Source organism: Anabaena cylindrica UHCC 0172, assembly GCF_034931625.1.
Taxonomy (GTDB): domain Bacteria; phylum Cyanobacteriota; class Cyanobacteriia; order Cyanobacteriales; family Nostocaceae; genus Anabaena; species Anabaena cylindrica_A.
Genome location: NZ_JAYGGY010000115.1, coordinates 13,108 through 34,817 on the forward strand (window position 1 = coordinate 13,108; position 21,710 = coordinate 34,817).

Below are 21,710 nucleotides of genomic sequence, written 5' to 3' on the forward strand. Positions count from 1 at the left end.
CTTATTATGTCAAGTTTAGCGCCTCAGTGTCAGCAATTACAAGCTCAAGTTGAATCTATTTTACAACTGTTGCACCAAGAAGCGACTTTGCGTTCTCAAGATATTACACCTGTGCAAATTTCTTTGGATAAAGCAATTTCTCCAAAGTTTGAAATTGTGTTTGCAGGTGCTTTTAGTGCGGGTAAATCAATGTTGATTAATGCACTATTAGAGAGGGAATTATTATATAGTGCAGAAGGACACGCGACTGGGACAGAATGCAAAATTGAGTATGCACCAGCAGATTCAGAAAGAGTTGTTTTAACCTTTTTGAGTGAAGTAGAAGTCCGTGAACAAGCGGTTTCTTTGTGTCAAGAATTGGGATTTAATACAGTAGAAAATATTAATCAATCTGATGTAATTGATTTATTGCGTCAAGGTTGTATGGTAATTATTCAACAGGAAGGTGGAGAGAGTAAATCAGAACGAGGAAAACAAGCAAAAGCGTTAATTTTGTTATTAGAAGGATATGTAACAAACCGCGATCGCATCAACACGGTTAATAATGCTACATACTCAATGGAACAATTCAATTTTACCAACCTCAAAGAAGCAGCAGGATATGCGCGAAGAGGTAGTAATAGCGCAGTTTTGAAGCGAATAGAATATTACTGTCATCATCCGCTTTTAGAAGATGGCAATGTCATTATTGACACACCTGGAATTGATGCACCCGTAGAAAAAGATGCACAATTAACCTATGCAAAAATTCAACATCCAGATACATCAGCAGTAGTATGTGTTCTCAAACCTGCTGCTGCGGGTGATCTAACGAAGGAAGAAACTGAATTATTAGAAATAATGCGGGAGAATGCAGGTATTAGAGACAGGGTTTTTTATATCTTTAACCGCATTGATGAAACTTGGTACAATAATCAACTCCGACAAAGATTAGAAGATTTAATTAATGGCCAATTTCGAGATAGTAGCAGAGTTTATAAAACCAGCGGGTTACTAGGTTTTTACGGAAGTCAACTTAAACAAACAACAATTTCAGATAGATTTGGGTTAGATTCGATTTTTGTTGAAAGTGTGAAAGGTTTAGATGGGAGAGAAGAAACACCGCAATTTATTAATGAGTTTAATCGCTATTGTGCTAATTCTGGTAAATTGTCTCCCAGTCAATTTCGTATTTCTGTAAACAGCTTTGAAACACCTAATGAAAACTATGTGAGAATTTTAAAAGAACAGGGAACACCATTAATCAAGCAACTCATTCAAGATAGTGGTGTTGAAGAATTCCGCACATCAATTACACGCTATCTCACAGAAGAAAAACGTCCGCAGTTATTTAAAAACCTCGCTGATGATTTAGAAGATATTTGCATTAAACTCAAGAAACACTATCAAAATGTGCAGATTGACTTAGATAGTCAACCACGAGAAATCGAGAGTATGAAAGAATATGAGTTGCAAAAATTAAATCAGCAACTCCAGCAAGTTGGTAGAGATTTTAGTCAACATATTCATGAAGAAGTCAACAAATTAATTAATAATAATTGTGAGGAATTTGAAGCAGACTTTCGACAATTACAATCACGCATGATTCGTCGTCTTGATGAATTACTAGATACATTTTCTGTTGCAGAAGTTTATCGTCGTGCCACATTGAGTCATCCCCGCAATGCAACGGCACCATTATTAGCTATTTTAGTAGAGGCTTTTTATTATCTCTCAAATCAATTGGAAGACATTTTAATAGACTCTTGTCAACAAGTAAATGCTAATCTATTCCAGCAGTTAATGGAAAAGATTAGAAAATCAGAATATTACCGTCAATTGTATCGTTTATTAGGGAATGATGGGGGAATTGAATCAGAAATAAAATTGATAGAAAAACAAGTTTCTCAAGCTTTGGTAAATGCTGCTAGGGTGGAATGCGATAGATTTGTGAGAGAAAGTCCCAGATTTTACGATGAAGGAACATTTTCCATCTATCAATTTCGGCAAACATTACAACAAACATCACAAGGTTATGATGCAGAAAGTATAATTGAAGCTGAACCAGCAATTAGACAATTATTGAAGTTAGACTTTGAACCGAAAGTTGAAACTACCATTCGTAAATCTTTCCGACAGACTATCAACCAAACCATCAAAACTCAGTTGTTACCAATGGGGGAAAAACAAGCAGATGATATTTTACAACAATATCCTCATGCGCGTGCTTATTTAGAGAAAACATTGGAACAAGAAGCTGAGGAAAAAATTGCTAATAATCAGCGTTTGTTGAGTCAAGTTGCGGAGAAAGTTGAGGAGTACAATACAGCAGTTGCGGGAATTAATAGTTGTTTACAAGCGATGCAGTTATATGAACATTTGCTGCCGATAATTGGGGAAGAAGAGGTATAGTATAATATTTGGGGTGAATGCAGGGTTTTTCTGTGTTCACCTAATAAGAGTTTTCTCACGCAAAGGCGCAGAGAGGAGGAGAGATGGAAGATAATTTTGAATTTATTGGTTGTAATGAGGATGATGTGATATCTTCTGGTAGTGCAATGTTTAAATCACAAAAATTAAAGGGGAAAATCAAGAGTTTATTTAATAAACGAAAATTAGGAGAGGAATTAACAAATTCTTTAAAAAATGAAAATTTGTATTTAAATATTCCTGCAATAAATAGAGAACATATAGGCAAGAAGGGAGTGATAACTGGCAGTCTGGATAGAATCCTTTATGAAAAATGGTTTGACGAAGGAATACCATGCGAAATACTCAAATTGCGTTCTGGAGGATGGAAAAAAGGAAAAGTAAAAATTAATCTTGAGATATCTATAGAATTTTGTCCTGATGAACCAGAAATTGAAGAAATCAAAGAACCGGAATCACCTCTTGATGATTTACGACGGATGATAAATGATGCTACATCATAAATTAATTAGTCCACGCAGGTGGACTTTGTTTGTGTAGACGCGATTTCTAATCGCCAGGTTCAAGATAAGAATATTCTCACGCAAAGGCGCAAAGACGCAAAGGAAGAAAGAAATGGAAGATAATTTTAAGTTGATAGAGTTTAATGATGATGATGTTATAGATTTTGGAGGTAATACATATAAAATTAATAAATTTATAAAAGCTGTGATTAAATCAACTAATTATTCACTAGCACACGAATTGTACTCTCAGCTAGAAAATCAAAGTATATGTATAAATTCGAGTGATTGTGATAATTGGTTTAATGAAGGCATAGATTGTGAAATTTTAAACTTAGGTTCTAAATCTTGGAAGAAAGGAAAAGTTAAATTTAAACTCAGCGTTGAATTTTACGTTGAAGAAAACACAGAAATCAAAGAACCGGAATCACCCCTTGATGATTTACGACGCATGATAACCGATGCTACATCATAACTCTTACCTTTGCGTCTTTGCGCCTTTGCGTGAGATAAAAACATGAACAAAACCCCACGTATTATAATACCCCCAGAAGTCAGAACCTACGTTTTCCAAAGGGATAAATATCAGTGTCAAAGCTGCGGTAAAACTTCCCAAGAAACTAACCTCAGCATTGATCATATTATCCCTTTGTCTCGTGGTGGTAAAAACGATATTAGTAATTTACAAACTCTCTGCTTAACTTGTAATCAACAAAAAACTGATAAAATTGACAATCGTTTTCACCGACATTTCGATATTTAACCCAAAATGCAACCTGTACGCGGAGGAACAGTTAAATCAAGAACTTTATTATTCCATTCAACTTCCCCAGTACCAAATAAAATTTGATTAGGTTGAGTTTGTAAATTGCTACAATCTACATTACCTGTTGCGGTTGCTGTTCCCACATTCACAGCAATAATTAATTCCTCAGTTCCCAATGTTCGCGCAAATATATACAGCGTTCCCTGTGCATAAAGAATCTTATAATCCCCAATACGCAAAGCTTGATATTTATGACGTAGAGAAATTAGTTGTTTATGAGTATGAAGAGTTTCTAAATTCCAATTTGCTTCTAAAGGAAACCCCCGACGAGAATCTGGATCTAATGCACCGGGTAAACCAATTTCATCACCATAATAAATACTAGATGCACCAGGGAATGTGAGTAAAAGTAAAGTTGCTAATTCTGTACTTGGGATATCACCACCAGCAATGGTAATTAATCTAGCTGTATCGTGACTTGCGAGTAAATTAAGTTGGGTTAGCTGAATTTCCCAAGGATAAAGTGCGAGTAATTCTTTAATTTTAGCAGCGTATTCAGCCGCAAATAATGGTGGGGATGCTTGATAATCACGGCCTTGTACTTGTTCCAAGTCTACTCTGTCGCCTGTGGTAAAGGCAATAGTTGGCCCAGTAAATAAGTAATTCATTACTCCATCAAATTGGGTTCCATCTAACCATTCACGGGAGTCTCCCCACACTTCTCCGACGATATAAGCATCTGGATTAATAGCTTTTACTCGTTGACGAAATTCTTGCCAAAATCCAGGAGTTTTAATTTCAAAGGGTACATCTAAGCGCCAACCATCAATGCCGAATTTAAGCCAATATTCGGCAATTTCCATGATGTATTCTCGTACTTCTGGGTTATCATGATTAAATACTGGTAAAGAGCGGATTCCTGCCCAACCTTCATAGTTTGCAGGTGCATCACCTGTATATGGTGCAAGTGGCCAACCTTGGATTTTAAACCAATTTACCCAAGGTGAATGAGGTCCATTTTCTAAAATATCATGAAAAAAGAATATACCGCGACTCGCATGATTAAATACTCCATCAAGAACGACTTTAATACTGCGTTCATGTGCAGCATCTAGAAATTCTTTAAATGCTTCATTTCCTCCCAAAAGTGGATCAACTTGATAATAATCATGGGTGTGATAGCGGTGATTGCTTGCAGATTGAAAGATGGGTGTGAAGTAAATGGCGTTAATTCCTAAGCTTTGGATATAGTCTAATTGTTCCACTATGCCCCATAAATCCCCACCTTTATAACCTTGAAGTGTGGGGGTAGCTTCCCAATCTTCCCAATGCGCTTCATTTAATAAACGTTTATGTGGTTGTTTGCTTCTAGCGAATCTATCAGGGAAGATTTGATAGAAAACGGCGTGTTTAACCCAGTCTGGTGTTTGAATTTGCATAAATTTTGTCCTTTACTCCATTAGTACACTTCACCGCTAACTCAATTATTGTTATAATGTAAGTACATCAAGTATATACATACTAAATGAGCAGCTCCTACAATATCCGCAGCACCAAAATTGGTAATAGTGCAGGTTTTCGGCTACCTGCTGATTTTTATCGTGAACATCCCCAGTTTGCAAATGCAGATGGTTGGATTGAGGTTTTATCCCCAGATACAGCAATCGTGCGAATTGTTCCTCAATCGGGTGATGATGAAGATGCAGAAGACTCCCTATTAATGCGGCTATTTCTCGATTTTGCAACTACAGAAGCCTTAAAAAATAATACGCTGCAACCATACACCACAGAAATGTCTGAAATTGCTCATAAACTAATTGAAGGTGTGCAATTAGACAATGAGTAAGTTTGTCAGTAATAATTGGGAAATTTATTTTCATCCCCAACTATTTGGTAGTCAATATCAAGCATTATCAAACCGCGTTGCTAATTTGCGAGAACAATTACTAGAAGCAAAGTTTAAAACTCATGCAACAGTGAAACTTTTTGCCGCAATTACTATAGCAATTGAAACCAAAATTCCCTCTGATCCCTTTGCTAGTCATTTTGCATTAATGGGTGCTTTAAAATGCTATAGTCGAGTGAAAAAAATGGGTTTACCGGAACGATACAGACTATTTTTTCGGGTGTTTGACACACCAGAATTAAAAGCAATTGTGATTTTGTGGTTAGGGTTCCCACGTAAAGAGGGTGCTAAGAATGATTGTTATCAGGTATTTACTAAAATGGTAGCACGAGGGGCTTTTCCAGATAGTTTAGATGAATTGTTAGCAGATTGTGAGGTGAATTTGGATGAACTGAACTATTTGAGAAACAATTTTCGGCTTTGCTGAATTCACGTATGAAATTAAAAAAATTATGCAACTGCCCAGTTTTTAGGTAAATGAACAACTGAAAGTTGTTCTAAATCTGCAACACACGAGCTAAGAATTGGGGTAGGGGCAGGATTATTAATAATAATAAAGCGATCGCACTTAATCCCAAAATATCACGTCCGTTATCCAGTTCTGTGACATCGTTCAGCGCTGGTTCGTCAATTAAGGGAATAAATAATAACAGAATTGCCCACAGCAGAAATTCCCTACGGATAAAAGACAGCATTAGCAACAACAAACGAGCGATTTGACCAATTATAACTGCGGTGCGTTGTCCAAACATGGCATGGACAATATGACCTCCATCAAGTTGTCCCACGGGCATCAAATTTAATGCTGTGACAATTAGTCCTAAAAAACCAGCTACTGCTACGGGGTGTAAATTCAGGGCAGATTGGGCTGTTAATTCACTTCCCAAGGCTAATTTTGAAAGTAAGGCTAATAGAATTGAATATTTAGGATTAAGGGCATTGGGGTTTAACAGTCCCATTTTTTCGCTCAAAGGTACTACTTCTGAATGGGCTAAACCCCAGATAAGTAGAGGTAAAGTGGCAATAAAACCAGCAATCGGCCCAGCAATACTGACATCAAATAATGCTTTGCGGTGGGGAATAGGACTACGCATTTGAATAAATGCACCAAAAGTTCCCAAGAAAAAAGGCACAGGGATAAAATAAGGCAGGGTCGAGCGAATTTTATGGAATCGAGCCGTGAAATAGTGACCAAGTTCATGTATACCCAAAATGGTGATTAATCCTAAGGCATAGGGTAAACCATTGGTGAGTAGAGTGAGGTCAGATTTGAGTTTCGTTAATTCCACCCCAGCAATTTGCGAGCCGATTAAGGTGGTGGTGAATAAAGTCAGTAACAACAGTGAAAGGGCTACTGCGGCTTGGGTTAAATTTTCTGAAGCGCTTTTTGTATTTTGTCTAGCAGCTTGGGTATTGGGAACGAGTACAAAGAAGGGTTTATCATTCATACCTTCTTGAAATATCACCAAAAAGCGATCGCCAAATAGCCCTTCAATATTTGTTTTAATCTGGTGATAAGCTTGATTGGCCGTAGTTCGCAACTGACCACGACAAATCACTGCTTGGGGTCGATACTCAATGTTTTGTAGGTAGTATACAGACCAAGGGAAACAATTTCGCAGATTAGTTTCTTCTGCCGGCTCAATGGGACGCACTAGTGATGGTTCGGAGGTAGGATTATTAGCTGATTGTGATCCTGTCGTTTGATCTTGAGTCTGGGTATCTCCTGGGACTCTACGCCCTGACAGAAACAAAAACCAGTATAGCAGCAGAGAAACCACCAAAGGCCAGATAATCAGCCCTGGTGGAGGTGGTTGTTTTGTGCCATAGATCAAAGTCCAACCGCTTAAGATCAATGCAGGTGTCATTAATACCAGCCACAATAACCACACTGGTGTCCTGGTGATATGAGCAACGCTGCGCTGCACTATTAGATAAGTAGCTAGACCCAGTAAGAGAAGAAACCAAAATGCCATGTTATGTTCACTAATTTGGACAAAAAAAGTAGTTCAGGACTGCCTTGCTATTTCCTGCCAAGACGCTGACGCAAACAGGAGTTCATGATCAAGGAAGTAGAAATACAGAAGCTGCAAAACTTATCACTGATTTAACAGATTTAAGAATTTCACCGCAGGGAGGATTTTTTCGGAAATAAAAGGGCTTAACCTCGATGGATATGGGTTATTCTGTACATTGAAAACGCCTTCCCCCCAAAAATTCTCTTCAGGTAGCATTACTCCTATTTAAAGAGACCTACTAATGAAATAAGAATTCTTGATTTTGAAATTATTTGATTTATGTCTCTTGCATCTCAACAACCAAGTTATACAATTAAGCCTCCTCAGACTGTACTTTCTGGTCAAATGCCAGTCGGAGAAATCCTTTCTACTTCAATTGAAACAGAATCAGCATCTACCGACTTGGGCATCAACAAAATTTTTGCCTTTCCACCAAATCGAGATACATTAGGTGGAACTTCTTATCTTATTGTAAGAAATGAAGGTAATATTCTCATCGACTGCCCGTCTTTAGAGCAAATTAATCAGAATTTTTGGGAATGCCTGGGGCAAACTACACAAACACAGAAAGGTGTAAGTTGGTTGTTTATAACCCATCGTGGTGCTATTGGTAAAACAGCAGAAATTCAACAAGCCCTTGATTGTGAGATTCTCATTCAAGAGCAAGAAGCTTATTTATTACCTGGCTTAAATGTCACTACCTTTGGTCAAGAATTTACTCTTGATACCACCACACAAGTTATCTGGACACCTGGACACTCTCCAGGCTCCTCATGTCTATATTATCGTGAATTTGGGGGAGTTCTCTTTTCGGGGCGGCATTTAGTCCCCAACCTGCAAGGTGAACCTGTGCCATTACGTACAGCAAAAACCTTTCACTGGCCTAGACAACTAAAAAGTGTTCAAACTTTGCGCGATCGCTTTACACCAGAAACTCTACAATACATTTGCCCCGGCGGTAACATCGGTTTCCTTCGAGGCAAACACTTTATAGATCAAGCTTATCAGCGATTGGAGGCAGGAGGCAGGGGGCAGGAGGCAGGGGGCAGGGAGCAGGAAGAATAAAGATAAATACTCTCCCCATCACTCCATTACTCCATCACTGCGAACCAGCTACTACCAAATTTTTGGTCAACAATTCCAAAGCGGCTTGATATTGACTGTCTGCTTCTGTGGCAATTTGGTCACGGGTGATTGGTGTTTGGGGAATTACTGTGTCTGGTTTAATACCGAGTTTGTTAATGTCTCGATGGTTGGGAGTTTCATATTTAGCAATTGTCACTGCCAATCCAGAACCATCGGATAATTCAAATAACGATTGAATTAGACCTTTACCAAAGGTAGTTTCACCTACTAACAGGGCGCGACCATTATCTTGCAACGCACCGGCTAGAATCTCACTAGCACTAGCAGTTCCTTGATTTACCAAAATTACTAACGGGTCTGGTGTTAAGGCTTGTCCAGAGGCTTCAAAATTGCCCTGGATACCTTGACGATTGACCGTGTAGACAATTGTTCCAGAATCTAACCACTGACGGGCTACTTCAATTCCTGCTTGTAATAAACCCCCTGGATTATTTCGCAAATCGAGGATATAGGCAGCCGCGCCTTTTTTTTCTAAACTAGAAATAGCGTGTGCTAACTCCATAGCCGCATTAGCATTAAATTGAGTGAGACGGAGGTAGCCAATGGGTTTTCCTTGGGGGGATAAACGCAAATCAGCTACAACAGGATTAAGTTCAATGCGATCGCGCACCAAAATAATTTCCTTGTCTGTTTCACCCTCTCGGCCAATCAAAAGTGATACCACACTGCCAATGGGTCCACGCATTCGAGACGCAGCTTCATCAAGAGTCAGATTTTCTGTAGATAATCCTTCAATCTTCAAAATGCGATCGCGTGATCTTAACCCAGCTTTCTCTGCCGGCGAACCCTCAATAGGTGTAATTACCTCCAAAATACCCGTTTGGGGATTGAGGGCAATTTGCAAACCCACACCCGTTAGTTCTCCAGAAGTATTAACTTGCAAACTGCGGTACTGCTCTGGGTCTAGAAACCTCGTAAAAGGGTCATCAAGGCTTTTCAGCATCTTCTGAATTGCCGTGTATGCTGCCTGGTCATTTAGCAGCGGCTTTTTGAGAGCCTGTTGCCGCACATTCGACCAGTTTTGATGATTAAACGTCTCATCCAGATAAGAGCGATTTACAATTCGCCACACCTCAGAAACCAGCTTTTGTTCCTGAGTCAAAGCGATCGCAGGTGAGATGAATGCGCCAAAAATCAAGCAAAAACCCAATAGTAAGGAAAATCCCCACCGAAAAACCTTTTTATTCATGTTCACCTCAACCCAAATTAGCTCTAACTGTCCAGTTGCCACGTTTTTGATGAAATCTATCTCTCGACTATGTTACTTTTTTTATAGAAGAGGTGCATTGCTCTCATCAAGTTGTCATCAACAGCTGCTGTGCATATCCCTCCTCAAAAACGATAAAATCTACTTTGGAACCAACATTTTCAGCGTTGGCTTGCAAAGAGATCGCAATATATTCGATATTTACAGAGTGTTAAGTTTCTGAAAATCTTAACGATTCTGCAAGAAAGCTACTCTTTGTGAAAATCCCAAAATTGCTATTGGGAGATTTATCAACCGCAACCAATTTTTAGGAACTTAAGATTGTATGGCCAACGTTTATGACTGGTTTGAGGAACGCTTAGACCTTGAAGCGCTCGCTGAAGATGTAACCAGTAAGTACGTCCCTCCCCACGTCAACATTTTCTATTGTCTAGGTGGAATTACCCTCGTTTGCTTCCTCATCCAGTTTGCCACTGGATTTGCGATGACATTCTACTACAAACCCACAGTAGCTGAAGCTTATTCCTCCGTAGAGTACATCATGAATGAAGTCAGCTTCGGTTGGCTAATTCGCTCCATTCACCGCTGGTCAGCCAGCATGATGGTGCTGATGATGATTCTGCACGTCTTCCGAGTTTATCTAACCGGTGGTTTCAAAAAACCCCGCGAACTGACTTGGGTAAGTGGAGTCATCCTCGCTGTCATCACAGTTTCCTTCGGTGTGACTGGTTACTCCCTACCTTGGGATCAAGTTGGTTACTGGGCTGTAAAAATCGTTAGTGGTGTACCCGAAGCAATTCCCGTAGTTGGTGTTCTAATTTCTGACCTACTACGTGGTGGTTCTAGCGTCGGTCAGGCGACCCTAACCCGCTACTATAGCGCCCACACCTTTGTTCTACCTTGGTTAATTGCAGTATTCATGCTGTTCCACTTCTTGATGATCCGCAAACAAGGTATTTCTGGACCTTTGTAACTGAAAATTATCACTAAATAGGTACAAACTGTTTCCAGATCAGAGTCGTTTGTTTTAAACTTAGGGCAAATAACATTTAAGTGAAAAACAAACACTATTCCCTGAAGCTGTAAGCATTGAAAGCTACAAAAACTTATTTCAACTAGCAAGACAGAACTTAGTGTCATACTAAATTTGTGGCTTTCAACCAGACGCACAAGCGTGCGGCTTACCTAAATAGCTGATGGCTTTCACAAATGCTTTAACTTAATTTAAGCAGGAGAGCAAATTTCAAAATGTCAACGCAAAAAAAACCGGATCTCAGTGATCCTCAGTTAAGAGCCAAACTTGCCAAAGGCATGGGTCACAACTATTATGGTGAACCCGCTTGGCCTAATGATTTGCTCTACGTGTTCCCAATCGTGATTATGGGTTCATTCGCTTGTATCGTCGCTCTAGCAGTGCTAGATCCCGCAATGACTGGTGAACCAGCTAATCCTTTTGCTACCCCCTTAGAAATTTTGCCAGAGTGGTATCTGTATCCCGTTTTCCAGATTTTACGCTCTCTTCCTAACAAACTGTTAGGAGTACTGGCAATGGCTGCTGTACCCTTGGGTTTGATTCTCGTTCCCTTCATTGAGAACGTGAATAAGTTCCAAAACCCCTTCCGTCGTCCAGTAGCAACAACAGTATTTTTGTTTGGTACTTTTGTAACTATCTGGTTAGGTATTGGTGCTGCATTACCATTAGATAAATCTCTGACTTTGGGACTGTTCTAACTGAGTTTTTCCCACAAAGTACTGTAATGCCTGTGAGTTTAAAGAGCATATACCTAAGTTATGAGTCTAACAACTTAGCCGCAAGGCTTATATAGTCCATTAGTCACTCATATTCCTGGCTAATATGCTTTTGAAAACACACAGGCATTAATTTTCAAAGTCTAGTTTTTGTCTGGAATTTACAGTTTTGGATCTAAAATAAAATCTGTTCCCAAATCTCAAACCAACAAAACTAGCATTTTTCATTTACTTAATATTCAAGTCACGGTCAATGCTTACCATAGTGCAGCAAGACCATTTGACAGTGAAGAGCGATCTTAAGCTCTTAAACCAGGTGCAACAATGGTTTGAACAATTCTGTCTACAATATTTAACTCAATACGGCTGGTCAGAAAGCCAACTCTATCGCCTCAATTTAGCATTAGCAGAAGGCTTTACCAACGCAGTTCGCCACGCTCATCGTTCTTTACCGCCAGACACAACAATAGATATTGAAGTGAGTCTGTGGGTTGACCGACTAGAAATGAGAATTTGGGATTATGGAAAACCGTTTAATCCTGACGCGATCATTGAGCCAGAGCCAGGTACTCTACAAGTAGGTGGGTATGGATGGTTTCTCCTCCGGCGCTTGGCAGATCATGTTACTTATGAACGTGATACTGATAACAGAAATTGTCTGCTGATTGTCAAATATTGTCTGGAAGGGCAACATTAGCTTAACCCTCTGCTGTCAAATTGGGATGAAACCTTAATTTTTAACAGGTTATGAACCTGAAAATTGTCGATTTATCCAATAGTGATCAAAGAAGATTAAGCAGAAAAAAGCCCTTTTTATAGCAGAATTCAGAATTCAGGAGTCAGGAGTCAGGAGTAAAACTGGCTTGCTGTCTGGCTTTGAATTTAGATTCTGTACTTCATCTTAACGGGTGACAAGGTGGTTAAATTTTTGTTTAAGCCAAGTCAAAAAGCAAGATTTCCGCGCTGAGATTTGTACTAATTTCTAGTTGCTCTTCTCCAGTAATTTGCACCCCGTCACCGGCTCTTAGTTCTTGACCATTGAACGTTGCTTCACCAGTTACTATTTGTAACCAGGCATAACGATGAGACTGGACATGATAATTTACAACATCACCCTTCTCTAAAATAGATGCATATAAGTCAATATCTTGGTGAATAGTTACAGCATTATCACGTCCATCTTTAGCTGCGATTAATCGCAGTTTTCCTCGCTTTTCTTCCACAGAAAAAGCCTTTTGGTCATACCTTGGTGATAATCCTGGTGTATCTGGTAACATCCAAATTTGCAATAAATGCAATTCTTCAGTTTTTGAGTGATTAAATTCACTGTGCATGATACCAGTACCAGCACTCATAATTTGTGCGTCACCGGGACGAATTACTGAACCTGTACCCAAACTATCTTTATGTTCAACCGCACCTGATACAACATAGGTAAGGATTTCCATATCTCGATGTCCGTGAGTAGGAAATCCAGCCCCAGCAGCAATGCGGTCATCATTAATCACTCTTAAAGAACGAAATCCCATGCGTTTGGGATCATGAAAATGACTGAAGGAAAATGTATGATAACTATCAAGCCAGTCAATTTGACTATGACCGCGTGAATTTCCGTCATGAATTATGTAGTTAATCGTATTTTGAGACATCATATTAAGTCCTACGAAAGTTCATAAATTATTTAGGATTACTATATATTTTAAGATGTTCCCATATAAGATGAAAAGTACGCACTTAAAAGTTGCATACTTACCAAAAAGATACTATTAAAACTCGCTTTATTCCTGACTGTAGAGACGTTACATGGAACGTCTCTACGGGATTTACAGCAGATTACAGATAAATGAGATCAGAATTTAAATTCAAAGCCCAGATATCAAGTCTGTTTTGTTCCTGACTCTTGACTCCTGCTGTATTTGGCTCAATATCACTTAGAATTAGTAGTACTAATTATTTGGGATTTTGCGTGTATCTGCTGATACTGTTCTTGTAAATCCCGAATTGAAAACAGGACATCAAATTTCAACCCATGAGACTGATATAACTCTGCTCCCCCCTGTAATCGGTCTATCAAAGAAATTACCCTATTGACTGTATAACCTGCTGCTTGCAATCGCTCTACAGCTTTCAGTGCAGATTGCCCAGTTGTAACAACGTCTTCTAAAACCACTACTTTTGCACCTTGTGGCAAACTGGGGCCTTCAATATAAGCCATTGTCCCATGACCTTTCGCTTCTTTGCGAATAATCAAAGCTGGTAGGGGTCGATTTTCATAGGCAGAAACGACACTTACTGCTGAAACTATGGGGTCAGCCCCCAAGGTTAAACCTGCCACTGCTTGTGTATCTTCCGGTAATAGTTGTAACAAAAGTCTGCCTACTGCCAAAGCACCTTGAGGGTGGAGTGTTACTTGTTTACCGTTAATATAGTAAGAACTCTGCTGTCCAGAAGAGAGAACAAAATCACCTTCTTGATAAGCAAGTTGGCAAAATAAATCTAGTAACTTCTGACGCAGGGTTGTTAAATCAGTAGTAGTTGCCCAAATATCCGATTGGTTAGATGTTTCAGTAGAATTAGACATTACAAACAATTAAAAGTTGTGCTACACCAAAGGTTAAACTCATGAGAGTTCTGAAATTAAGCTTAAATTAAGATTCGTCCAAAAATTGAGGAGTAGTAAATATGGGTATAAAATGGCAAGGCTTTGGTGGATTACTAGTACTTCTAGCTACTAGTACTGCCTTTCCTGTAGTTGCTCAGATGCAAACAGATAATTATGAAACAACGAGTGATAGCTTCGAGAGAGCTTATTTTCGACATGATCCTAATTTTTACGATAATGGCAGTTTAAAGCGTCAAGTAGATTCTTTGGTGGGGCCTGGAGGTAAGTTCGGAACAACTTTCCCTGATAATGAAATCGCTAAAGATGCTGAGTTGGTTAACACTCTTTATCGCGATGTTCTGACTCAACAAGCTATGAATGATCCATATCTTCGTACCCCTGATTTACCGAATCCTTACGACACTTCTCTGTTGATGTCTCCTCGGTACAATGCTAATCAGCTAAAAGTTGGTACTGAATATAACTTTGATACTTTAACTTCTCGTTAAATATTCTGTTTGCTGCTTTTGTGCTGAGTGCTGAGTGCTGAGTGGTATTCAGTTACGCTCAGGACTCAGGACTGAAAAATTTTTTTATGCGTCTTTGTGTCCGTAGCTAGGCTTGATAGTTTAAGTAGGTAGGCACAAATAAACCTAACTATGTAACAAAATATAAAATCATCAAAACCCTTGCGATTGCTAAAGCCTCCGGCACGCTACGCGAACACTCTGTTACGCTCCGTTCGCAATGACATACCTTGAAATTTTCCCGCCTACCTACCTAGTTGCTTGGTTAAACAACAAATTTATTTAGGATTCCACTGCTTTCACTCCTGTGGGATGAGGTGCATGAGGGTGCTGATGGATTAGGTTATTCATGGACGAATTGGACTAATATTTCTTCAAGGGTTATTTTTTGTACAAAGCCTCCATTTTTACCAGAAAATCTGATAGATTATCAGTGTTGAGTTTTGCATTGTTCAGTTTCACCTTAGAAAGTTCCATAACTTCGATTTCCTATCATTAATTTAATTGTTGCATATGGATATCTTGTTTGTTCGCGGTGAAGAAAGTAAAAACATCATCGGATGTTATGGCAATATCGAAGGCATTGCGGCAGTAGTTGTTACAGTGTTTCCAGATAACAGCAAGTACGAAATTATTGATTCTGTGTTCCGTCGCCGTCTGGGACTGAAGCCAACTGCTGATGATTTGCTGGGACTAGCTGACATCCATAAAGTTAAATATATTATCGGCAATCAGCTTGTAGAAAATGTTTACCGTGGTGGAACATTAGAAAAAAATTATGCGTTTCCTGTCGAGATTCAATGGGAAATCAACGAAATTAATGTTGAAAAATTGCTATTTTTAACCGAATGTTATCTCAATGAAGGTAGGTTAAATTTATCTGCTGATGTCGAAGACGTGATAGAAAAAGAATTACGGTCTTTCGATCTACAAAAATACCGAGATAATGGTCGAGCCAGCCACAGGCTATTTGCATTCTTTCATGCGATCGCTGCTGCGCGTCCATCTACTCCTACCTGGGCAAATTAGTAAGATAACCTAGTACAGCAGGGCGTAAATAAACCAACCATTCTAAATCTCCGACAATCCTATGCTGTACTAGTAACCCAAGTTGCGGGTAATAAAATAGTGGATGGTATGTAACGTAAGTTGCTAGTTAGGGAAAATGTCTGAATCAGGATATCCAGGATTTAAGGATTTACAGGATTAAAACAGAAAATTATTCACTAATGACCCATTACCAATGACCCATTACCGTTCTCAACTAGATAACTAGCAACTTGAGTTATTAGATAAAATTGATTTTATTATGGTTTACAAACTCGCAATCCCATAATTATTAAATCCCTTTCAACACCAGCCAAATCAGCGATTTTGGGTAAATGTCCCCAATGTTGAAAGCCAAATTTTTCAAAGAGTTTCAAACTGGGGTGATTATGGGCAAAAATAAAGCTGACTAAAGTTTTTAATCCTAAATTGGAACTTTCATTGATTGCTTTAGCTAAGAGTTGTTTTCCTAAACCTTGTTTTTGAAAGTTTGGGGAAATGTAAATACTAATTTCGGCTGTGGAATGGTAAGCTGGTCTGCCATAAAAAGATTGGAAACTTAGCCAACCAGCGATCGCACCATCTATCTCAATTATCCATAGAGGGCGCTGTGAGGGTACTCTGCCCTTAAACCAAGCCAGACGACTTTCCACAGATACTGGCTCTAAATCAGCGGTTGCCATCAAGCTAGGAACGGCAGCGTTGTATATGGCGACAATATCAGGTAAGTCAGTTTCAGTGGCATGGCGGATGATCATTGCTGCTATGAGGGAAAAATTGTTGTTAAAATATTCACAAATAATACACTGTTACTTTTTCTACAACAATAGACTTAGCGATCGCTAGTCCTCAATCCTAAACCTTTGTACAAGTGAATAAATGCTGCTGACAATCACAACGACACATTCCCCAGCAACGGAGTTAGGCTACTTGTTGCATAAACACCCAGACCGTTGTCAGTCTTTTGACCTAAGTTTTGGCAAGGCGCATATCTTCTATCCAGAAGCTAGTGTCGAGCGATGTACGGTGGCGTTGTTGTTGGATGTTGATCCTGTGAAGTTGGTGCGGGGAGGCGGTGCAAGGCTAGAACAATATGTCAGCGATCGCCCTTATGTTGCTTCTTCTTTTTTGAGTGTAGCGATCGCTCAAGTGTTTAGCACGGCTTTAGGAGGTCGTTGCAAAGACTTACCAGAATTAGCGCAAACGCCTATTCCTTTGGTAGCAAAACTATCGGTTTTACCTTGTAGCGGTGGGGAAGAGTTTCTCCGGCAATTGTTTGAACCATTGGGTTATAGTGTCAGTGCCGAAGGTCATATTTTAGATGAGAAATTCCCTGACTGGGGGCAGAGTCGATACTTTACCGTCGAACTTCAGCACACCCTAACTTTGAGTGATTTGTTAAGTCATCTCTACGTCCTAATTCCAGTGTTAGATGACGATAAGCATTACTGGGTAGGTGATGAAGAAATCGAAAAATTACTACGTCATGGTGAAGGCTGGTTAACTAACCATCCAGCGCGAGAACAAATTACAAAGCGTTATCTAAAACGACAGCAACGCTTAACTCGTCTAGCTTTAGCGCAACTAGTAGAAGAAGACAATCCCGATCCTGATAGCGCTGAAGAAAGTCATGCAAAAGAAGAGGCGGCTGTAGAAAAACCCATTAGCTTAAATCAGCAGCGCTTGGATGCAGTGATTGCGGCTCTCAAACAAAGCAATGCAAGGCGGGTGATTGATTTAGGCTGTGGTCAAGGGAATCTGCTGAAAATACTCCTCAAAGACAGCTTTTTTACCCAGATTATAGGTGTTGATGTTTCCTATAGAGCGCTAGAAATTGCCCAAGAAAGATTAGACCGTCTGCACCTACCGCGTAACCAGTGGGAACGCCTACAACTAATCCAAGGCGCACTCACTTACCAAGATAAACGCTTTAGTGGCTATGATGCGGCGACGGTGATTGAGGTGATTGAACATCTTGATTTGCCGCGACTGGGAGCATTTGAGCGAGTTTTGTTCGAGTTTGCACAGCCGAAAACAGTAGTGGTGACAACGCCCAACATTGAATACAATATCAAATTTGAGAACCTGCCGGCAGGAAAACTACGACATCAAGACCACCGCTTTGAATGGACGCGATCGCAGTTTCAAAACTGGGCGAACCAAGTAGCAGACAGCTTTGGCTACACTGTGGAATTTCAACCGATAGGGATGGAAGATTCAGAAGTCGGCTCACCCACACAAATGGCGGTGTTTAGAAGATGAACCGTCACAGTGACCCCCGGTCTACCCACGAACTGATAGAACTGGCTCTCAAGTCAGAAAATGACGATGTAGTTGGGATTCTGCACTTTCGCGGTAATCAGGAAGTTTTCTTAGCTGCGTCAAAATTGTGCAGTAGTCAAAACCCACAGGAAAGAGAATTAGGCGCTGATATATTAGGTCAGCTGGGGATACCCAATCGGACTTTTCCTCATGAGTCTGTAACGATTTTACTGGAATTGCTTGAATGTGAGCAAAATATTGATGTTCTCAACTCAATTGGAATTGCACTAGGACATCTGCACGATGCTAGAGCGATCGCCCCATTAATTCAACTGAAAAACCACCCCAGCCCATCTGTGCGTTATGGAGTTGTCTTTGGTCTTTTGGGATATGAAGATGAATTAGCCATCAGCACTCTCATTGAATTGTCTTCAGATCGGGATAGAGAAGTGCGAAATTGGGCAACTTTTGGATTAGGTTCACAAATTCAAACTGATACAATTGCTATTCGAGAAGCTCTTTATCAGCGTTTTATTAATGAGAATACAGATGAAAATTATGAAATTTATGGAGAAGCATTAGTTGGTTTAGCCAAAAGAAAAGACTCACGAATATTAACTCGATTGATAGAAGAATTATTATCTGACTATGTTGGTGTACTTGCCGTTGAAGCAGCAGAAGAATTCGCCAATCCCGGACTTTATCCAGCCTTGATGCAATTAAAACAGTGGTGGACTGAAGATAATAACTTCTTGCTAGAAAGGGCTATAAATAATTGCCAGGAGCAAACTTAATGAAGCTGACTATTCCCGAATTATCGCTAATTGTTCTCATCGGTGCTTCTGGTGCCGGTAAATCGACCTTTGCTCATAAACACTTTCAACCTTTTGAGGTGCTGTCTTCCGACTTTTGTCGGGGGTTGGTGTCAAATGAGGAAAATAGCCAATCTGCAACTAAAGATGCCTTTGAGGTGCTGCGTTTCATTGCTGAAAAGCGGCTGGCGGCTGGTAAACTAACAGTCATTGATGCTACCAATGTGCAGATGGAAGACCGCAAACCTTTACTGCAAATGGCACGACAGTATCACTGTTTTGCGATCGCTATTGTCCTCGATCTCCCAGAAGAATTATGCCACGAACGTAATCAACAAAGAAGCAATCGTCAGTTTGGTTCCCATGTAGTGCGTCGTCATACCCAAATGTTGCGGCGTTCTCTGCGAGGTCTAGAAAAGGAAGGCTTTCGCTATGTCTACACTCTCAAATCTTTAGAAGAAATCGCCGCCGTCGAAATTGAGCGTCAGCCTTTATGGAACAACCTCAAACACGAACATGGCCCCTTTGACATCATTGGGGATATTCATGGTTGTTGTGATGAACTGGAAATATTACTTCACCAGTTAGGGTATCAAAAAAGGGCAGAATCGTCTCCCGCACTCTGGGACTATCCAATCTATTACCATCCTGAAGGACGCAAAGCAGTATTTCTCGGTGATTTGGTAGACCGGGGGACGCGGATTTTAGATACAGTTAAATTAGTGCGAAACATGGTTTTCTCAGGTACGGCTCTCTGCGTTCCTGGTAATCATGAAAACAAACTATTGCGGAAATTACGCGGTAAAAATGTCCGGGTTAATCATGGGTTAGAGCAAACCCTGAATGAGATTGAGGCTTTACCCGATGAGGTGCGAGAAGCTTTTAGTAAAGAACTGCAAAAGTTTCTCGATTCCTTAATCAGTCACTACCTTTTAGATGAGGGGCGGTTAGTAGTGGCTCACGCTGGCATGAAACAGGAAATGCAAGGACGGGGGTCTGGTGCTGTGCGTGAGTTTGCTCTTTATGGCGAAAGCACTGGCGAGATTGATGAATTTGGCTTACCTGTCCGCTACAACTGGGCAGGAGAGTATAGGGGTGAAGGGATGGTGGTTTACGGACATACCCCTGTGCCAGAAGCCGAATGGTTGAATAACACTATTGATATAGATACAGGCTGCGTTTTTGGTGGCAAACTCACTGCCCTCCGCTATCCAGAAAAGGAACTGGTGAGTGTTGCTGCTGCCCGTGTCTACTGTGAACCTGTAAAACCTTTGATACAGAACTCCGCAACACGCACATCCCAACAGGAATTAGATGATGTCTTGTATATTGAGGACGTTGTGGGTAAGCGGATCATCAATACCCGACTTCATTCTCATATTACTATTCGAGAAGAAAATGCGATGGCTCCGCCCGCCGCAGGCATCGCGGCTTTAGAAGTGATGAGCCGTTTTGCCTGTAATCCCAAATGGCTGATTTATTTACCCCCCACCATGTCCCCTGTAGGAACATCCCTATTGCCGGGATTTTTGGAACATCCAGCCGAAGCTTTTGCATACTACCAAAATGCAGGAGTTACACAAGTAATCTGTGAAGAGAAACACATGGGTTCGCGGGCGGTTGTGATTATTTGCCGAGATTTAGCGGCTGCTGAGAAACGATTTGGTGTCGTCAATGAAGGCATTGGCATCTGCTATACGCGCACGGGACGGAGGTTTTTTGATGATTCGGCACTAGAGACAGAATTTTTAGATCGGGTGAATCTTGCCCTTTCCCAGAGTGGTTTTTGGTCAGAATTTCAAACTGACTGGGTGTGTCTAGACTGTGAATTGATGCCGTGGTCAGCCAAAGCACAGGGACTATTACGACAACAATATGCACCAGTGGGAGTAGCATCACGCATTGCTCTCAATAATACTGTTGACTGTTTACAACAAGCAAGCGATCGCGGTGTAGATATCAGCACCCAACTTAGTCATTACCAACAACGTGCAGATATGGCACATCAGTACGTCAGTGCCTACCGCCAATACTGCTGGTCTGTCACTGATATTTCTGGATTAAGGTTAGCCCCTTTTCACATCTTGGCAACAGAAGGGGTTGTCCACATTGATAAAGACCATCGCTGGCATATAGAGCAAATTGCTAAAATCTGCCATTCAGACCCTGCCCTGCTCCTAGCAACTGCCTATAAAGTCATAGATTTGACTGACCCCAGCAGTCAAGCAGAGGCCGTTTATTGGTGGGAAAAACTTACCCAAATCGGGGGTGAAGGTATGGTTGTCAAGCCGATAGACTTTATCGTTCGAGGTAGTCGCGGCATTGTCCAGCCCGCAGTGAAATGTCGCGGACAAGAATATCTGCGGATTATCTATGGCCCTGAATATTCAACCCCGGAGAATCTGCAACGTCTGCGCCAACGGGGGTTATCTCACAAGCGTTCTCTGGCTATGCGCGAGTTTGCTTTGGGTGTTGAGGCATTAGAACGATTTGTTGCCCATACCCCTCTGCGCCGCGTCCATGAATGTGTTTTCGGTATTTTGGCATTGGAAAGCGAACCAGTTGATCCACGACTTTAGAGACTTCCAACTAAAAAAATATCCCGTCGTTGTGACGGCAGGGGGCAGGGAGCAGGGGGAAGAAAAGTCACTTTGATTTGGTGAAATTAGATAGCGTACCCTACGGGAAGCAAGCTACGCAAAGCGTCCCGGAGGGAACTAGCGCTGCTGCAAGCAGTACATCTTTTTTGTGGAGTT

Annotated in this window: 21 protein-coding genes; 15 read left to right on the plus strand and 6 right to left on the minus strand. The window is 40.6% G+C overall.

All coding sequences use genetic code 11. The annotated features are described in order from the left end of the window. Nucleotides 1–6: 6 nt before the first annotated feature. The 4 genes from VB713_RS25400 (at nt 7) to VB713_RS25415 (ending at nt 3,675) form a co-directional block, all read left to right on the plus strand. A complete protein-coding gene (locus tag VB713_RS25400) occupies nt 7–2,391 on the plus strand; it encodes a dynamin family protein (protein ID WP_323314271.1) in 2,385 nt (794 codons plus the stop codon). Nucleotides 2,392–2,474: 83 nt separating this feature from the next. Continuing rightward, nucleotides 2,475–2,912 carry a KGK domain-containing protein gene (locus VB713_RS25405; RefSeq protein ID WP_323314272.1) on the plus strand — a complete coding sequence of 146 codons (438 nt, stop codon included), beginning with the start codon at nt 2,475–2,477 and terminating at the stop codon, nt 2,910–2,912. A 112-nt stretch (nt 2,913–3,024) separates the two neighbouring features. Beyond that, nucleotides 3,025–3,387: a KGK domain-containing protein gene (locus VB713_RS25410; RefSeq protein WP_323314273.1), complete on the plus strand. Its 363-nt coding sequence runs from the start codon at nt 3,025–3,027 to the stop codon at nt 3,385–3,387. A gap of 42 nt (nt 3,388–3,429) precedes the next feature. Beyond that, a complete protein-coding gene (locus VB713_RS25415) occupies nt 3,430–3,675 on the plus strand; it encodes an HNH endonuclease (RefSeq protein WP_323314274.1) in 246 nt (81 codons plus the stop codon). Here the strand turns inward: VB713_RS25415 and VB713_RS25420 are convergent. Further along, nucleotides 3,672–5,117 (minus strand): glycoside hydrolase family 13 protein, encoded by a 1,446-nt coding sequence (locus VB713_RS25420; protein WP_323314275.1) that lies wholly within the window; start codon nt 5,115–5,117, stop codon nt 3,672–3,674. The genes VB713_RS25415 and VB713_RS25420 overlap by 4 nt on opposite strands. An 86-nt stretch (nt 5,118–5,203) precedes the next feature. On the opposite strand from VB713_RS25420, the gene VB713_RS25425 reads away from it, so the two are divergent. Together VB713_RS25425 and VB713_RS25430 are read left to right on the plus strand one after the other, a co-directional pair. Further along, nucleotides 5,204–5,524 carry a hypothetical protein gene (locus tag VB713_RS25425; protein WP_323314276.1) on the plus strand — a complete coding sequence of 107 codons (321 nt, stop codon included), beginning with the start codon at nt 5,204–5,206 and terminating at the stop codon, nt 5,522–5,524. Beyond that, on the plus strand, nt 5,517–6,011 hold the full coding sequence (locus VB713_RS25430; protein WP_323314277.1) for a type II toxin-antitoxin system YhaV family toxin: 495 nt from the start codon (nt 5,517–5,519) through the stop codon (nt 6,009–6,011). Before VB713_RS25425 ends, VB713_RS25430 begins: the two co-directional genes overlap by 8 nt. 70 nt (nt 6,012–6,081) lie before the next feature. On the opposite strand, the gene VB713_RS25435 is transcribed toward VB713_RS25430, so the two are convergent. Beyond that, nucleotides 6,082–7,560: a site-2 protease family protein gene (locus tag VB713_RS25435; protein WP_323314278.1), complete on the minus strand. Its 1,479-nt coding sequence runs from the start codon at nt 7,558–7,560 to the stop codon at nt 6,082–6,084. A gap of 321 nt (nt 7,561–7,881) precedes the next feature. On the opposite strand from VB713_RS25435, the gene VB713_RS25440 reads away from it, so the two are divergent. After that, entirely contained in the window at nt 7,882–8,667 is a 786-nt protein-coding gene (locus VB713_RS25440) for an MBL fold metallo-hydrolase (RefSeq protein ID WP_323314279.1), read from the plus strand. A 34-nt stretch (nt 8,668–8,701) separates the two neighbouring features. Here VB713_RS25440 and ctpA read toward each other — a convergent pair whose 3' ends face one another. Beyond that, complete coding sequence (ctpA, locus tag VB713_RS25445; RefSeq protein WP_323314280.1) at nt 8,702–9,937, minus strand: carboxyl-terminal processing protease CtpA; 1,236 nt, start codon at nt 9,935–9,937, stop codon at nt 8,702–8,704. 343 nt (nt 9,938–10,280) lie between these two features. On the opposite strand from ctpA, the gene petB reads away from it, so the two are divergent. From petB to VB713_RS25460, 3 genes are all read left to right on the plus strand, one after another. Then, nucleotides 10,281–10,928: a cytochrome b6 gene (gene petB, locus VB713_RS25450; RefSeq protein ID WP_323314281.1), complete on the plus strand. Its 648-nt coding sequence runs from the start codon at nt 10,281–10,283 to the stop codon at nt 10,926–10,928. Nucleotides 10,929–11,203: 275 nt separating this feature from the next. Then, complete coding sequence (gene petD, locus VB713_RS25455) at nt 11,204–11,686, plus strand: cytochrome b6-f complex subunit IV (protein ID WP_015212944.1); 483 nt, start codon at nt 11,204–11,206, stop codon at nt 11,684–11,686. A 271-nt stretch (nt 11,687–11,957) separates the two neighbouring features. After that, nucleotides 11,958–12,401, plus strand: coding sequence for an anti-sigma regulatory factor (locus VB713_RS25460; protein ID WP_323314282.1), 444 nt, complete (start codon nt 11,958–11,960; stop codon nt 12,399–12,401). 235 nt (nt 12,402–12,636) lie between these two features. On the opposite strand, the gene VB713_RS25465 is transcribed toward VB713_RS25460, so the two are convergent. Then, the gene (locus VB713_RS25465) at nt 12,637–13,353 is read right to left on the minus strand and encodes a pirin family protein (RefSeq protein ID WP_323314290.1); all 717 of its coding nucleotides are present in this window, start codon (nt 13,351–13,353) and stop codon (nt 12,637–12,639) included. Nucleotides 13,354–13,631: 278 nt separating this feature from the next. Next, the gene (pyrE, locus tag VB713_RS25470) at nt 13,632–14,285 is read right to left on the minus strand and encodes an orotate phosphoribosyltransferase (RefSeq protein ID WP_323314283.1); all 654 of its coding nucleotides are present in this window, start codon (nt 14,283–14,285) and stop codon (nt 13,632–13,634) included. Between the two features lie 101 nt (nt 14,286–14,386). On the opposite strand from pyrE, the gene VB713_RS25475 reads away from it, so the two are divergent. Continuing rightward, the gene (locus tag VB713_RS25475) at nt 14,387–14,815 is read left to right on the plus strand and encodes a hypothetical protein (protein WP_323314284.1); all 429 of its coding nucleotides are present in this window, start codon (nt 14,387–14,389) and stop codon (nt 14,813–14,815) included. A gap of 531 nt (nt 14,816–15,346) precedes the next feature. Continuing rightward, nucleotides 15,347–15,862 (plus strand): hypothetical protein, encoded by a 516-nt coding sequence (locus VB713_RS25480; RefSeq protein WP_323314285.1) that lies wholly within the window; start codon nt 15,347–15,349, stop codon nt 15,860–15,862. A 278-nt stretch (nt 15,863–16,140) separates the two neighbouring features. On the opposite strand, the gene VB713_RS25485 is transcribed toward VB713_RS25480, so the two are convergent. Further along, on the minus strand, nt 16,141–16,638 hold the full coding sequence (locus tag VB713_RS25485) for a GNAT family N-acetyltransferase (protein WP_323314286.1): 498 nt from the start codon (nt 16,636–16,638) through the stop codon (nt 16,141–16,143). A gap of 121 nt (nt 16,639–16,759) precedes the next feature. On the opposite strand from VB713_RS25485, the gene VB713_RS25490 reads away from it, so the two are divergent. From VB713_RS25490 to VB713_RS25500, 3 genes are read left to right on the plus strand one after another with little or no spacing between them, the layout of a single operon-like run. After that, complete coding sequence (locus VB713_RS25490; protein ID WP_323314287.1) at nt 16,760–18,142, plus strand: 3' terminal RNA ribose 2'-O-methyltransferase Hen1; 1,383 nt, start codon at nt 16,760–16,762, stop codon at nt 18,140–18,142. Beyond that, nucleotides 18,139–18,936, plus strand: coding sequence for a HEAT repeat domain-containing protein (locus VB713_RS25495; protein WP_323314288.1), 798 nt, complete (start codon nt 18,139–18,141; stop codon nt 18,934–18,936). Before VB713_RS25490 ends, VB713_RS25495 begins: the two co-directional genes overlap by 4 nt. Beyond that, entirely contained in the window at nt 18,936–21,533 is a 2,598-nt protein-coding gene (locus tag VB713_RS25500; RefSeq protein WP_323314289.1) for a polynucleotide kinase-phosphatase, read from the plus strand. The genes VB713_RS25495 and VB713_RS25500 overlap by 1 nt, the downstream gene beginning before the upstream one ends. Nucleotides 21,534–21,710 lie beyond the last annotated feature (177 nt).

Bases quoted from the DNA above. Each gene is read 5' to 3' on its own strand.
- VB713_RS25495 (WP_323314288.1), top strand. From the start codon at position 18,139: ATGAACCGTCACAGTGACCCCCGGTCTACCCACGAACTGATAGAACTG.
- VB713_RS25440 (WP_323314279.1), top strand. From the start codon at position 7,882: ATGTCTCTTGCATCTCAACAACCAAGTTATACAATTAAGCCTCCTCAG.
- VB713_RS25430 (WP_323314277.1), top strand. From the start codon at position 5,517: ATGAGTAAGTTTGTCAGTAATAATTGGGAAATTTATTTTCATCCCCAA.
- VB713_RS25405 (WP_323314272.1), top strand. From the start codon at position 2,475: ATGGAAGATAATTTTGAATTTATTGGTTGTAATGAGGATGATGTGATA.
- ctpA (WP_323314280.1), bottom strand. From the start codon at position 9,937: ATGAATAAAAAGGTTTTTCGGTGGGGATTTTCCTTACTATTGGGTTTT.
- VB713_RS25475 (WP_323314284.1), top strand. From the start codon at position 14,387: ATGGGTATAAAATGGCAAGGCTTTGGTGGATTACTAGTACTTCTAGCT.
- VB713_RS25435 (WP_323314278.1), bottom strand. From the start codon at position 7,560: ATGGCATTTTGGTTTCTTCTCTTACTGGGTCTAGCTACTTATCTAATA.
- pyrE (WP_323314283.1), bottom strand. From the start codon at position 14,285: ATGTCTAATTCTACTGAAACATCTAACCAATCGGATATTTGGGCAACT.
- VB713_RS25460 (WP_323314282.1), top strand. From the start codon at position 11,958: ATGCTTACCATAGTGCAGCAAGACCATTTGACAGTGAAGAGCGATCTT.
- VB713_RS25420 (WP_323314275.1), bottom strand. From the start codon at position 5,117: ATGCAAATTCAAACACCAGACTGGGTTAAACACGCCGTTTTCTATCAA.
- VB713_RS25425 (WP_323314276.1), top strand. From the start codon at position 5,204: ATGAGCAGCTCCTACAATATCCGCAGCACCAAAATTGGTAATAGTGCA.
- VB713_RS25480 (WP_323314285.1), top strand. From the start codon at position 15,347: ATGGATATCTTGTTTGTTCGCGGTGAAGAAAGTAAAAACATCATCGGA.
- petB (WP_323314281.1), top strand. From the start codon at position 10,281: ATGGCCAACGTTTATGACTGGTTTGAGGAACGCTTAGACCTTGAAGCG.
- VB713_RS25490 (WP_323314287.1), top strand. From the start codon at position 16,760: ATGCTGCTGACAATCACAACGACACATTCCCCAGCAACGGAGTTAGGC.
- petD (WP_015212944.1), top strand. From the start codon at position 11,204: ATGTCAACGCAAAAAAAACCGGATCTCAGTGATCCTCAGTTAAGAGCC.
- VB713_RS25465 (WP_323314290.1), bottom strand. From the start codon at position 13,353: ATGTCTCAAAATACGATTAACTACATAATTCATGACGGAAATTCACGC.
- VB713_RS25485 (WP_323314286.1), bottom strand. From the start codon at position 16,638: ATGATCATCCGCCATGCCACTGAAACTGACTTACCTGATATTGTCGCC.
- VB713_RS25500 (WP_323314289.1), top strand. From the start codon at position 18,936: ATGAAGCTGACTATTCCCGAATTATCGCTAATTGTTCTCATCGGTGCT.
- VB713_RS25415 (WP_323314274.1), top strand. From the start codon at position 3,430: ATGAACAAAACCCCACGTATTATAATACCCCCAGAAGTCAGAACCTAC.
- VB713_RS25400 (WP_323314271.1), top strand. From the start codon at position 7: ATGTCAAGTTTAGCGCCTCAGTGTCAGCAATTACAAGCTCAAGTTGAA.
- VB713_RS25410 (WP_323314273.1), top strand. From the start codon at position 3,025: ATGGAAGATAATTTTAAGTTGATAGAGTTTAATGATGATGATGTTATA.